Genomic DNA, 13,787 nt, shown 5'->3' on the forward strand with positions numbered 1-13,787 from the left:
GTCACGCCGCAGATCGACCGCCATCCGGATCGCCCGCTCCCGAAGCTCGTCCGGGTACTTCCTCGGTGCTGCCATGACTCTCATCCTTCCGTGGAATGAGAGCCTCCATCAGACCCGGCACGCGACACCCCGCCAGCCTTGACGAACAGCCGCCGCGCCCAGCTCCGCGACGCGCCAGCCGACACCGCCGCTTCATCAATGCCCAGACCAGCTCGGAGACCTCGCCAAAACTGATGCTCGTGCTCACGCGGCAGATCGGGCTTGGTGAACTTCCTCATCGCAACTCCTCATAGAGGGCGTTGCGTCACTACCTAGAACTCGCCGCGGCCCGCCCTTCGCTTACCGCCTCGGCCGGCCTTGCCGCCGGTCACTCTGTCCTAGGTGATTGCCGGTGAGGCCGCGATCGCCCAAGGACGCCTTGCAGATAGGGCACATCGCTCGGAGAGTTTGTCTCCATCAGTGACAGAAGAGCTGTCGCCTCCGCATGGGCTTCTGAACGTTGGCCGATCCTCACAAGCGCGTTCGCGCGCTGCGCACGCAGTTGGAGAGTGGAAACTCCATGGGCTGTGTCGGCGGCGAAGGCCTCCAGATAATCGTCGGTTAGCGCGACGACGGCCGCGTATTCTCCCGAGCGCGACAGGCTCAAAGCGAGTACGTTCGCAGCCTTGTGTGTTCGGAGATCGCCGCGCCCCAGGTCGTTCACCCGAAGCTCATGCGCCGCCTTCCCCAGCTCGACGGCCTCAGGCAGGTCTTCTGCACCAAGTGCACATCGAGCCGCGAGACTCATCGCCCAACCGACTCCGTCCGGGACCTGGGAACCGTAACGCTGATAATCCTCGACCAGCTGGCGTAGCAACGTGAGGGGCTCCGCGTAGTCGCCCGGCTTGGACGCGGTGTCGATGAGGATCTTCGCGCGATTGCCGCGTAGCCCGAGAACTAAATCTGACGTACTGCCCCACCGGTCGGCACCAGCCTCGACGGCCTTCCCTGCCAGTTCGACGGCCGATGCGCGCTGCTCCGCTTTTTCTGCGCACATCATGGCCAGATCCATCTGGGTGCGCAGCGATTCGACCGAGTCGAGGTCACCGTCGGCGACGTAGGCGGCGTGGAGGTTCTCGAGCATCCGAAAGGCGCGATCGGTCTGCCCACTTTCTCGGAAGTTGGACACTTGGTTGCGCTTCATCCTGCGCACTTCTTGCTCATCGCCCCTTAGCCGAGCCTCCTCAATCAGTTCCTCCCACCTCTCGGCTGCTGTCGCATGCTGACCAGTCTCTCCTAGGTAACCCACACGATTTTGCCGAAGGGTCGTAATAGCGGCCTCGTGCCCCGCAGGCGAGGCGGTCAAGTCGCTCAACAATTCATCCGTGGCCTCGATAGCTTCCGCCAGCCGGCCAGCTTCTTGCAGGTAATGCGACCGCATGCGACGCGCATACACGGTCTGGGCGTCGAGGGCGCCGAATCGGTCCGCACACTCGGTAGCGATCCGCTCAAACTGTGCAACCGCATCCTCGAAGCGTGCATCCAGGCCGCACCACCACGCTTCCTGGTTTCGGGCGGCCCAGTACCGTTTGTCGTCTACGTCGAAGGCATTCCGCCACGGCTGATAGCGGGCAATCAAGTTCAGGGCCGCCCGCGGCCGGTCAGCCTCTGCCATGAGTCCTGCCAGCGTCAACACGGCCACCGCCCGACCAGTACTTAACGCTTCTGTGGGCGCAGTGAAGTTCAGCAGCCAGCGACTAAGGACCTCAGCCTCTTCTTCCTCAGCAACGAGCGAAACCTCGTTCGCCTGCGAACACTCGACGAGCCGGCGCTCAAGAATCTCCTCCGCGGCCTGCGCCAGACGGCTCAGTTTGCTCTGGTGAACGTACGTACCGATGTTAAGAAGTGCGATGTCGCGCAGGATCTCCTCTTTAAACGCCTGCCGGTCCGGACTCGTCAGTGTCATCCACTCCAAGTCCGCAGCGTCCCTGCGCAGCGCCTGGGTCAACTCGTCGATCTCGTCTTCCTCTACGCCTACCGCCCCGGCAGCCTCACCGACCACTTGACCGATGACGTCGAGCTGCTGTTGCGGCAACACGCCGGCCGCCAGAGCGAGCGCCTGCTTTACGTCGTCAGGTAGTTCAGACCAGCGACGCTGGTACACCTCCTGGAGATCCTCCGGGAGGTTGTCGATGTCGTCCAGCGTCAGGTCGAGCGCGCCATCGCGTATGGCACGACGGGTACTTCGCAAGCCCAGAAACAGCTTCATCGCCAAAGGGTTCGAGTACTGGGCAACCAGCCGCTGCACGATGGCGCTGTCGGTCTCCGGGGCTAGGTCGCACACCCATGCGCGCAGATGCTCGCCCTCAAGCGGTCCGATCCCGACCTCGCTGAACCCGACGTCTGCGTCGGCAAGGTCTCCCTCCAGCCCTAGCAGGCCCCCCTCATTGCGGCACTCTGGCCAGACGGTCCCGATGATGAGAACTGGGCCAGCGGCGGCTTTGGCTACTTGGGTAAGCAGTAGGAGGAGCTCGGGGCCAAGCCGATGCATGTCCTCGACAACGAATATACAGGGCAGGTCCGGAGCCGTGGTCGCGACGATGGCATCGGCGTACCGACGCACATCGGCATCGCGTGACTGCCGAGCGACGGCACCTTGATCGACATCGGAATGTAGCGCCTGACGCTCCTCTCGGCGCTCCTGCCAGGCTGACCGCCCCAGGGCGGCCCCCTCGACGATCCACGGAAGGCCCGGGACCGCTACGCCCAACTTGTCGAGCGCCTCAAGAACAAGGTCACCCTTGGAGTCCCCGAGGGCTTTGCGAACCCGCCCGAGGCCCTCGTCGAACGTCGACCTGAGGCCTCCCTTACTCCTCCGGACTGCAAGACCAGCGGGGATGGCGTGAGCTCTGATAGACGGGCCGGCCTGCGCGACCACGTCAAGGACGTCGCCGCTTTCATTCTTGTGGCACTCGAACGCCCACCACGTGAAGGTCGGCAGTGCATCTGATCCCCAGACGAATCCGTCGGTCGGCGGGGCGAGCAGCTTGCGCCCCTGCAGCGGGTCAGCAGAATCGACATGCCCCCAGTCCGCCATCGGGGGCCAGTAGGAGTCCGCGGTCTCCAGGCGCAGACGCTCGTAGAACTCCTTGATGATGCGGGACTTTCCTATACCGGACGGTCCTCGCAACATCACGAAATGTGCAGAATTCGTCTCCTGGGCGGAACGTAACCGTGCCAGCAGGGTCTCCACCGCGTCGTTATGCGTGGCTCCGACGAACTGAACAGACATTGAAACCCCATGCGAATCGTTGGGCAGGCGGACTACCCAGATCCAATCAGCGACCGGCACCCGGCGAGTGTCGAATCGAAGAATCGCTGCTGCGGTCGTGACCAGCGATTCAGTCCTGCCGAACTGGATGAAGACCGCCCGTCGAGGGGGACGATAGTTGCCGACCACGTCGAGCGACAACGCCTAAGGCTGGCACGGTCCGAAGCGTGCGTCAGGCCGCGCTCGGCCCCAGCGCGGTGGCCTTGATGCCGCGCAGGATGTCGACGATGGCGTCGACCTCGGCGTCGGGGAACAGGTAGTCCGGGCCGGTCGGGGCGTGGTCGACGTACGGCGACTCGTAGAGGCGAGCCGGTTCCATGACGCCGTTGGTGGTCAGCTCCTCGATGATGAGTGTCACGAAGCGAACCTGCTCCACGGAGAACCTGTTCTCGTCCAAGTAGGCAGCGAACGCCTCGACCGCCGCGGCCCGGTCAAGGCCAACGAGCGACCGGATGAAGGGGCCGAGATCCCCTGCGCGTTCATTTACCCACGTGATGTCGACCTGTTGGTCGCTTCCCGAAGCCACGAGCATCTCCGAAAGCGAGGCCAGATCGTCTTCCGTGAGGGGCCTGTTGCGGCGTAGTCGCTGCAGGGCAACGTGATCCTGGTGCTCACGCAGGTACGCCTGCGCCTTGGCTCGGAACCGCTCCCAGTTCATTCCGGTGGTGACCTGCGGCAGCTCGATAGGGGTGGGGTCCTCGAGCGTGTCCTCGAAGTCTGTGTACACCGGGTTCTGCGTGGTCTTCTCGACGAACCGGACGAGGCCGCGCAGCCGCAGGCGCACCACCTCGAGCATCGGCAAGGTCACGTCGACCCACCACTCGTCGCCGGCGACCTCGTCCAATAGCTGGAGCTGTTCGGCGACCGATGGGATGGCCTCCTTGGGGAGCAGGGCTTCGGCGATCGCCTGGATCGTCTCCCGGATCCGTTCCGCCGCAACGGCGTCGCCCTCCAGCTGCGCCAGCTGTCGGCGTAGTACGAGGAGGTCGAAGCGCTTCGCCTGCTCATCAGGGTCTCGGACCGTGGACGGCAGCCCCGGCAGATGGTCGAGGATCTCGGCCGCATCTTCCTGGGAGAGCTGGTGCCAGCGGTCGCGCTCGGACCAGGTCTCGACCTGTCGGCGGTGGGCGCGAACCAGGAAGTTGTCGAGGTTCATCCCGGCCACGATCTCGTGCAGCCACCCGGCCGTGGCGTCACGTAACTTGGGTTCCGCCCCGGCCGCGTCGAGGGCGGTGACGAGACCGAGTCGGGACTCGAAGAGCCGTTGGGTGAGCGACTTCTGCGACGACCCCTCGCTGCCGGGCAGGTCTTGGCTGAAGAACTCTAGGTTGCCGCAGAAGTCGAAGACGAAGAAGTCCTTCTTGTCCTCGCCGGGCCCGAAGATGTCAGGGCACAGGCGAGTGCCGCGTCCGATCATCTGCCAGAACTTCGACTTCGAACGCACCATCTTGAAGAACACGAGGTTCAGCACCTCGGGCACATCGATGCCGGTGTCGAGCATGTCGACACTGATGGCGATGTGGGGTGCCTTCTCGGGCTGGGAGAAGTTGTCGATGAGGCTCTGCGCGTACGGCGCGGCGTGGGTGATGACGCGGGCGAACTCGCCGCCGTACTCCGGATACTGGATGTTGAAGCGCTGCTCGATGAACTCCGCGTGGCGCTGGTTCTTGGCGAAGATGATGGTCTTGCCCAACCGATCGCCCCCGGCGACCTTGTATCCCTCGGCCATCAAGGTGGCGAGCACCTTGTCGACGGTGTCCTCGTTGAACAGGAACCGGTTGATCTCCTCGGAGTCGATGGCGTCCGGCGGTCCCCCATCACCCCAGTCGAGGCTGTCCCACTCGTCCTTCTCGTGCTCGCTCAAGTCGTCGTAGGTGATGCCCTGACGCAGGAACTTGGTGCCGACAGCGACGCCGAACGGCGGCACGAGGTAGTTGTCCGTGACTGCCTGCTCGAGGTCGTAGGCGTCGGTCGGGACTCCGTCCTCGAGATAGAACAGCCGGTAGGTGTTGTGGTCAACCTCGTCCTTCGGAGTGGCGGTCAGCCCCACGAGCGGGGCATCGAACCAGTCGAAGATCGCCTTGTACTTCTGGTAGACCGACCGGTGCGCCTCGTCAATGATGATCAGGTCGAAGTAGCCAGGCCCGAACCGTCGGTTGTCGTTCTCGACCTGGTTGATGAGGTTCAGCATCGTCGGGTAGGTGGAGACGTAGACGCGACCCTCGGTGGCCCTCTCGGTCACCAGGTTGACGGTGATGACGCCGGGCAGGTGGCTCTTGAACGCGTTGACGGCTTGGTTGACCAAGGCCGTGCGATCGGCGAGGAACAGCACCCGCTTGGCCCAGTTGGCCTTCATCAGCTGGTCGGTCAGCGCGATGGCGGTCCGGGTCTTGCCCGAGCCGGTGGCCATGACCAGCAGTGCCTCGCGCTGCTTGGCGTCAAACGCAGCGTCGACGGCCTTGATGGCGCGGGTCTGGTAGTAGCGCCCCGCGATCAAGGCGTTCACGGCCTCGCTTGCGAGCGGCAGCCGGGTCTGGCGGCGCTGGACCAGCAGTTCCAATTCGTTGCGTGTGTAGAAGCCTTGGAGTTCACGAGGCGGGTAACCGGCGGCGTCGTCCCAGATCCAATGCTCGTAGCCGTTGCTGTAGAAGATCACCGGCCGCCGCCCGAACTGCTTCTCCAAGCAGTCTGCGTAGAGCTTGGCCTGCTGTTGTCCTACCTGGGGGCTCTTGGTGGTGCGTTTGGCCTCCACCACCGCCAGCGGGAGCCCATCGGCCCCCCACAGGACGTAGTCGACGAACCCCTTGCCCTGGTTGTTGGGCATCCCCGTCACCAGATACTCCCGGTCGCGGTCCTGGTCCAGTGGCCACCCGGCCTCGGCAAGCAGAACGTCAATGATCAGCCGGCGGGTATCGGCCTCGGAGTAGTCGTGGTCGTCCACGACCTTCTGGCTGGCGGCCTGGGCGGACTTGACCTGCGCCTGCAGGGCCGCGATCTCGGCCTCGTACTTCACTACCAGCGCTTCGTTCTCAGCCCGCGCCTTGGCAATCGCTTCGTCCTGCGCCTTGAGCTTGGCCGCAAGCGCCTTGAGCTCGTTGACCGTGAGTGGAGCCTGCTGCGGCGCGAGTGCTGGGTCGAACTGCGCCTGCGTCGGCACCTGGTCACGGGCCGGCGAGTGGTGGAAGCTCGCCCACACCATGACGTGGAACAGCTCGCGCAGCGCGTCGAACGCGACGCCGGGTGCGATCGGCTGGCTGCGGTGAACTGCGGTGTTCCCGAGTTTGCGGAGCAGGTTAAGCTTCGCGGCCATCCCTGTACCGACTCGCTGCTTGAACCCGGCATCGTTGATGCGTGCAGCCAGGTCGTCGGTGTAGGGCAGCGGCAATTCCCACAGGTCGTACAGATAGCCGACGAGTCCCTCGACGGCCCGGCGCGCGTAGAAGCACGCCGAACGCGGGTCGTTGGCCAGGTACGCCTCCGCCTTCACGCAGTCGGCGTGTACAGCCGGTACGGCAAGCGCGACGAAATTGAAATTGGAACTCACACGCCCATCCTTTCCCAGGACAAGGGGCGATGGGCCGGAACTGGCGACCTGCACCCGAGAAGGCAATCGGCGGGGCCAGGAACCGAAGGGCCGTGCTACTCGAAGAAGTCCTCGTCCACCTCGACGATCTGAACCGTCCGCTTGACCTGCACGCCCACGCCGTAGCGGATCATCAGTCTGGTCAGCTTCTCGCCGTCGATGAGCACGATGCGCGTCGGCACCTGGTTGGCGTAGGCCTGTGCCTCACCACTGAACCGGCTGGTTGTGATGAAGACCCCTTGGTTGGCCTGGTTGCCGGCCAGTGCGCCGACGAAGGCCTGGATCGCGGGCCGTCCGATGGCGTTGTCCTCTGAGTACCGCTTCGCCTGTACGTAGATCCGGCTCAACCCGAGCGCGTCCTGATCGACGATCCCGTCGATGCCGCCGTCGCTGGACAGCTGGGTGCGGGTCGCGGATCCCTCCGCACCGCCATAGCCCATGGCGATCAGCAGATCGAGCACCGCCTGCTCGAAGAAGACCGGTTCCTGCGCCAGGATGCGGGTGAGCAGCTGATCGGCGACATCGGCATTGATGCGTGCGACGCCGGAGGCGATCTGTTCCTCGGGGTCAAGCTTGGAAGCTTCCTCCACTGCCGCGGGCGCCGAGGGCTGGGCAGGCGAGGGGAACGCTTTGAAGGTATGCGGGGCGTTCTCGTCGCCGGACAGCGCGCGCAGGTGCTTCTCGGTGATGCCGTCCGGGTGCTCCGACAGGAGCTTCCGGCCGGTCGCGGTAATTCGGTAGCGACCCCGGCTCGGACGCTCGGCCGCACCCGCGCGGGCTAGATAGGACAGCGCCCAGTTGCCGCGGTTCACCCACTGCTCCTGGCCCGAGGGGATCAGGATCTCTCGCTGCGCCTGCGTCACGCCCAGGAGGTCCGCAGCACCTTCCACGATGGGGCGGGCGCGGTGCACCTCGCCATCCGACAACACGCGCAGGCACGGCGCCATGTACTGATCCCAAGTCGGCACGGGCATCAAAGGTTTCCTCGGAACGCCTCGAACTGCAACGACGCAAACAACTCTTCTTCGGCGCGGATTGCGCGTTGCGCGGCTGCACGCAGAGAACTTAAGCAGTCAACACGCTTCGCGAACTGCTCCTGGTGCGCAGTAGAGACGTCGGGAATGAGCATTGTTTCCAGCTTTCCCTTCGAGACGTTCTTCATCGAGCCGCCGGTTCCGCTCGACAACCGACTGATCTGGCGACGAACTGATGGCATACGGAACAGCACATGGTAGAAGGCTGGAACACTGTCAGGGACACGCCACTCGAACTTCCAGACCTTGTCCGGCAGCGCAAGGTTCCCTGGGGCGTCATGAACCAGAGCTACCGCCCCCACCAGTTCCGTAGTGTTGGCCCTACTCATCAGCAAGTCGCCACGACGCACAAGGTGACTCGCTGGCGGAACGTAGTCCGCGGGCAGCGGCTTGGACTCGTGGGGCTTGAAGTGGCCGGTGGTGACTGCGCTGATCTTCAGTACACGATAGGGAGACTGCAACCCTGCGTCGGCGGCGACAAGGTTTCGACCGCCCGATAGACGCGCCACCTCCCCGAATGGCACTCTGTCAACGACTTCATCTGGAGAGCCGAACATCTCGAGAAAGATCGCCAACGGGAGCTCGTCGAGGTGGGCGAGGGCTTTGCGGCGCTTGGCGCGGAGGGCGTCGGCCTGGTCCAGGATGGCGGCGATGCGGCGCTGCTCGTCGAGGGGTGGGAGGGGGATCCGGATACTCTCCAGGACTCTCGCGTCGAGCTTTTTCGTACCATGAGCCGCCGTACTGACCTGCGCCAAGATCACGTCGTGCTGAGCGCGCAACATCGCAGCAAGAAATCTCGGGTCGATCTCGCGACGTGGGATGAGCGCTTTGAGGTCCTGATTTATCGCAGATTCGACATCGAGGATCGCGATAGGAACGGTGTGGGCGAGGATCATCCCGCGCACGACCATCGTGACCGTGCCTGCCGGAATCTTCCGTATCGAAGTCGAGTCGAACACGGATTGAGAGATGTGGTCAGCGGAGTCCGTCAGCCGAGCCTGTTTGATGTCTTTAGCACTGAACCAAGGCACGTCCCCACGCCAGAAGTCGGGGTTAGCCTTCGACGGTGTCCCGCCGCTGTGAAAGTCGACGACTTCGCCGAGCGCAACGGTGGTCAAGAGAGAATGGCCCTCAGGTCGATCAAGCCCTGTTGAATATCGGTCTCGAGGCGCTCGAGGTCGGCGATGATGTCCAGCGGCGCGCGATGCTCTACCTCGTCGTGCACGACTTCCTTGTACCGGTTCAGAGAGAGGTCGTAGCCCTGTGCGGCGATGTCCGCCTTGGGCACACAGAAGCTCTGCTCGGTGCGGGCACGGTTCTGCTCGTCACCGTCACGCTTCGCCCAGCGTGCAAGTACGTCGGGGAGGTCGTTGGCCTCGACCGGGTTGCGCTTGTCATCGAGGGAGAAGCCGTCGGCCCGGACATCGTAGAACCAGACGTGGTCGGTGCCACCGGAGTTGGTCTTGGTGAAGAACAGGATTGCGGTGGACACCCCGGCGTAGGGCTTGAAAACCCCTGAGGGGAGCTTGACGACGGCGTCGAGCTTCTCGTCCTCGACGAGGATGCGGCGCAACTCCTTGTGCGCCTTCGACGATCCGAACAGCACGCCGTCCGGCACGATCACCGCCGCTCGACCGCCGGGCTTGAGCAGCCGGAGGAAGAGCGCGAGGAACAGGAGCTCGGTCTTCTTGGTCTTCGCGACCCGCTGCAGGTCCTTCGCGGTGGACTCGTAGTCGAGCGAGCCGGCGAACGGCGGGTTGGCGAGGATCAGGGTGTACTTCTCGGCGTCCTCCGACGCTCCCTGCGAGAGGGAGTCGCGGTAGCGGATGTCGGGCGACTCGATGCCGTGAAGCAGCATGTTCATCGACCCGATGCGGAGCATCACGTTGTCGAAGTCGTAGCCGTGGAACATTGACTTGTGGAACTGCGCTCGCTGGACTGCGTCGGTCAGCGTCCCGGGGTGCTCGCGTCGCACGTACCCCGAGGCGGCGACCAAGAACCCGGCGGTGCCGCAGGCCGGGTCGCAGATCTCGTCGCCTGGCTTGGGCGCCGTCATCGCCACCATCAGGTCGATGATGTGGCGCGGGGTGCGGAACTGGCCGTTCGTCCCCGCGGTCGCGATCTTGCTGAGCATGTACTCGTACAGGTCGCCGTTGGTGTCGCGATCGCCCATCGGAATGTCGTCGAGGGCGTCCACGACCTTCGACAGGAGCGCCGGGGTGGGGATGGTGAAGCGGGCGTCCTTCATGTGCTCGGTGTAGGTGGACTCGTCGCCGCCCACCTGAGCGCCGTACTGCTGCAGGAAGGGAAAGACCTCGGTAGCGACGGTCTTGTACATCACGTCGGGATCGGCGTTCTTGAAGCGGCTCCACCTCAGGTGGTCCTGGCCGGGCAGGTACTTCGGGTCCTCGATGACGCCGCCCGTGACCCGCGCCTTCTTCTCCGCGAGCGTCTGCAGGTCATCGAGTCGTCGCAGGAACAGCAGGTAGGTGATCTGCTCGATGACCTCCAGCGGGTTGCTGATGCCGCCGGACCAGAACGAGTCCCAGATGCGATCGATCTTGCTCTTCAACTCTCCGGTGATCACAGGCGGATTCTAGGCGCTGGCACGGTGCCGCCGCACAGCAAGCGAACTCGTCGCGGCGGCACCTCGCCAGCCGTCGGGGGCCGAGGGTCCAACGCCCAGACGTACGAGGACCTCGCACATGACGACGAGGGCCCGCCGCGGATGCGGCGGGCCCTCGTCACAGAAGGGGATCTGCTGATCTGTGGAGCTGCGGGGAATCGAACCCCGGTCCTCGAGCGTCGAACCAAGTCTTCTCCGGGTGCAGTCCGTGATGTCGCTTTTCTCGGCCTCGGGGCTCGCACGGACACGTCCCCGACAGGCTCAGTCACGGAATAGTCCCGCTCACCCTCCGCGACACGGAGTGAGCAGCAAGTCTCCTAGATGACGCCAGGGTCCGGGACGGAGACGGATGCCCGGTCTGACGCTTCGATCACCGCTCAGGCGGCGAGAGCGAAGGAACTGCGCTTAGCGTTGGCAGTTGTTGTTTTCCAGCGGTCGTTTACGAGATGTCGCTGGCTCCTCGACCCGCTTCCCTTGGAACTAACGTCCCAAGTCGAAACCGATCAGCCCCTCTGTAGTTGTCAACGACGCCAGTGTAGACGCCACGCCCCAGCGTCCGCACCCGACATACGTGCGCGCGTACGCCGCGGTCCAGGCGAGGGCGTTCGGCCGCTGGCCCGCTGAGGCTGAGCTGGAGGCGCCGGTCGCAGGGCGGCTCGCTCAGGACCCCTGACGGAGGTCAGCCGTCGGCGGCCTCGCCGGGAGCGGCGAGGAGGATCCGGACGCGGGTGATGCGGCGGTCCTCGACGGCCTCCACCTCGACGACGTGGCCGTCCACGACCACCCGGTCGCCGACGACCGCCATCCGGGTCAGGCGCGCCAGCACGTAGCCGGCGACGGTCTCGTAGGCGCCCTCGGGAAGGTGCAGGCCGGTGCGGTCCGCGACCTCCTCGAGGGTCAGGCCGCCCTCGACGGAGGCCTCGTGGCCAGGGCCGAGCCGGGCCGGCTCCACCTCGTCCTCGTCGTACTCGTCGCGGATCTCCCCGATCAGCTCCTCGATCAGGTCCTCGAGCGTCACGATGCCGTCGGTACCGCCGTACTCGTCGACGACCAGCGCGATGTGGGCACGGGCGTCGCGCATCCGGGTCAGGGTCGGCAGCACCCGGTTGGTGGACGGCAGCACCATGAGCTCGCGCGCCACCTCGGCGACCTGGACCTCGCCGAGGTCGCCGCGGCCGAGCAGGTCGCGCAGGTGCACGTAGCCGATCACCTGGTCGAAGTCGCGCCCGGTGACCGGGTAGCGGGTGTACGGGCTCGCCTCCATCACCTCGACCGCCTCGGCGAGGGTGTACTCACCGGGCACGAAGACCACGTCGGGCCGCGGCTGCATCGCCTCCTTCACCGAGCGGTCGCCGGCCCCGAAGACGTCCTCGACGATCGCGCGCTCCTCGGCGGGGATCCCCTCGTGGCCCGAGATCATCCCGCGCAGCTCGTCCTCGTCGATCTCCTCGTTGGCCGCGTCCGGGTTGCCGCCGAGCAGGCGGACCAGCAGGTTCGTCGACACCGACAGCAGCCAGATCACCGGCGTCATGACCGTCGCGAAGCGGCCCAGCGGAGGCGCCAGCAGGCGGGAGAAGCCCATCGAGCGCTGCAGCGCCAGCCGCTTCGGCACCAGCTCGCCCAGCACCAGGGAGAGGTAGGAGACCACCAGCGTCGTCGCCACCAGCGACACCGTGTCCGCCGCCGGGACCCCGAGGTCCTCCAGGCCGGGGGCGAACTGCGGGGCGAGCGTCGAGGCGCCGAACGCCGCGGAGAAGAAGCCCGCGACGGTCACGCCGATCTGCACCGCGGAGAGGAACCGGTTCGGGTCGCGGGCCAGGCTCGCGACCGACGCGCCCCGGCCGCCCTCGGCCTCGAGCTTGGCGACCTGGCCCTCGCGCAGCGACACCAGCGCGATCTCGGTGGCGGCGAAGACCCCGCCCATCAGGATGAAGGCGACGATGAGGAGGAGGTCGACGGCAGTGCCTGAGTCCATGGCCGCCACGGTAACCGGGCGGTAGCAAGGGCAGTCCTCCCCGGGACGGCCACCTCTCGACCGGTCAGGCCGCCACCCAGGCCCGCACCGCCTCCGCACCGGGCCCGTCGAGCCGCCCCATCTCCGCCGGCCGTCCGGCGATCACCGTGGCGAGCGCCTCCGCCGGACCGGTGACCTCCGGCCCGCGGCCGCCGCGCCAGTCCAGGTCGGTCGCGACGTACGTCGCCTCCGGGCGAGCGCCGAGCATCGTGCCGAGCTGCGGGATCCGGCCGGTGAGCAGCTCCAGGACCGGGCGCCACAGCTCCGGCGGCCGCTCGACGTGCAGCCCCAGCGGGACCACGATGTCGACGCGGTGGACCATCACGTCGGTCATCCCGGCCCGCGCCCCCATGCCCGGCGGCGCGACGTGGCCGTCGGCGTGCTCGCGCAGCAGGGCGACCAGCTCGGCCGGCGGGAGCTCGACGTACTCGTCGGCGAGGTACTCGATCACCCCCGAGGGGCTGCCCATCGCGCGGAGCACGGCGCGGGCCTTCGTCAGCGCCCCGGTGGCCTGCACGCTGACCAGGTGGGCCACGACGCCCTGCACGGTCCAGGCGGCGCACAGGCTCTGCGCGGCCCACTGCTCGGGGGTGAGCCCGTCGAGCAGCGCGGCGAGCTCACGCCGCTCGGTCGCGACGGTGCCCCACAGCGGGTCGGCCATCCTTCATGGTGCACCCGCGCCCCCGCCTCGGGCCATGGCCCAAGGCCCGGTGGCGCTACTCCTTCATGCCCTTGAGGTGCCGGCCGAGGGCCTGCTCCTTCTCGCGGTTCGCGGTGCGCTCGGCGATGCTGTGCCGCTTGTCCCAGGTCTTCTTGCCCTTGGCGAGGGCGATCTCGACCTTGGCGCGCCCGTCCTTGAAGTACAGCGAGAGCGGCACCACGGTGAGGCCCTTCTCGTTGACGCGGCGCTCGATCTTGTCGATCTCGACGCGGTTGAGCAGCAGCTTGCGCTTGCGTCGGGCCGAGTGGTTGGTCCAGGTGCCCTGGGAGTACTCGGGGATGTGGACGCCGTGCAGCCAGGCCTCCCCGCGGTCGATGTCGACGAAGCCGTCGACGAGCGAGGCGCGGCCCTGCCGCAGCGACTTCACCTCGGTGCCCTGCAGGACCAGCCCGGCCTCGAAGGTGTCCTCGATGTGGTAGTCGTGGCGCGCCTTCTTGTTCTGGGCGACCATCTTCTGCCCCTGCTCCCTGGCCATGCGCTGATTGTGTCAAGCGCCGCA

At 66.0% G+C, this 13,787-nt stretch carries 8 protein-coding genes and 1 other RNA gene; all 9 read right to left on the bottom strand.

The genetic code is table 11. The annotated features are described in order from the left end of the window. Positions 1 to 367 precede the first annotated feature (367 nt). The 9 genes from HOQ23_RS13830 to smpB all read right to left on the bottom strand — a co-directional run bounded on the left by HOQ23_RS13830 (position 368) and on the right by smpB (position 13,763). The gene (locus HOQ23_RS13830; RefSeq protein ID WP_172215201.1) at positions 368 to 3,451 is read right to left on the bottom strand and encodes a hypothetical protein; all 3,084 of its coding nucleotides are present in this window, start codon (positions 3,449 to 3,451) and stop codon (positions 368 to 370) included. 31 nt (positions 3,452 to 3,482) lie between these two features. After that, a complete protein-coding gene (locus tag HOQ23_RS13835; protein ID WP_172215202.1) occupies positions 3,483 to 6,854 on the bottom strand; it encodes a DEAD/DEAH box helicase family protein in 3,372 nt (1,123 codons plus the stop codon). A 95-nt stretch (positions 6,855 to 6,949) separates the two neighbouring features. After that, entirely contained in the window at positions 6,950 to 7,867 is a 918-nt protein-coding gene (locus HOQ23_RS13840; protein ID WP_172215203.1) for a restriction endonuclease, read from the bottom strand. Then, positions 7,867 to 9,045: a restriction endonuclease subunit S gene (locus HOQ23_RS13845; RefSeq protein WP_172215204.1), complete on the bottom strand. Its 1,179-nt coding sequence runs from the start codon at positions 9,043 to 9,045 to the stop codon at positions 7,867 to 7,869. Before HOQ23_RS13845 ends, HOQ23_RS13840 begins: the two co-directional genes overlap by 1 nt. Beyond that, positions 9,042 to 10,514: a class I SAM-dependent DNA methyltransferase gene (locus tag HOQ23_RS13850; RefSeq protein WP_172215205.1), complete on the bottom strand. Its 1,473-nt coding sequence runs from the start codon at positions 10,512 to 10,514 to the stop codon at positions 9,042 to 9,044. Before HOQ23_RS13850 ends, HOQ23_RS13845 begins: the two co-directional genes overlap by 4 nt. Positions 10,515 to 10,693: 179 nt before the next feature. Further along, positions 10,694 to 11,064: a transfer-messenger RNA gene (gene ssrA / locus HOQ23_RS13855) on the bottom strand. A gap of 168 nt (positions 11,065 to 11,232) precedes the next feature. Beyond that, complete coding sequence (locus HOQ23_RS13860) at positions 11,233 to 12,528, bottom strand: hemolysin family protein (RefSeq protein WP_172215206.1); 1,296 nt, start codon at positions 12,526 to 12,528, stop codon at positions 11,233 to 11,235. Positions 12,529 to 12,592: 64 nt separating this feature from the next. Next, the gene (locus HOQ23_RS13865; RefSeq protein WP_172215207.1) at positions 12,593 to 13,228 is read right to left on the bottom strand and encodes a maleylpyruvate isomerase family mycothiol-dependent enzyme; all 636 of its coding nucleotides are present in this window, start codon (positions 13,226 to 13,228) and stop codon (positions 12,593 to 12,595) included. Between the two features lie 55 nt (positions 13,229 to 13,283). Further along, on the bottom strand, positions 13,284 to 13,763 hold the full coding sequence (smpB, locus tag HOQ23_RS13870) for an SsrA-binding protein SmpB (protein ID WP_172215208.1): 480 nt from the start codon (positions 13,761 to 13,763) through the stop codon (positions 13,284 to 13,286). Positions 13,764 to 13,787: the final 24 nt, after the last annotated feature.

Origin of the sequence: Nocardioides sp. zg-DK7169 (genome assembly GCF_013155365.1) — a bacterium.
Taxonomy (GTDB): Bacteria; Actinomycetota; Actinomycetes; order Propionibacteriales; family Nocardioidaceae; genus Nocardioides.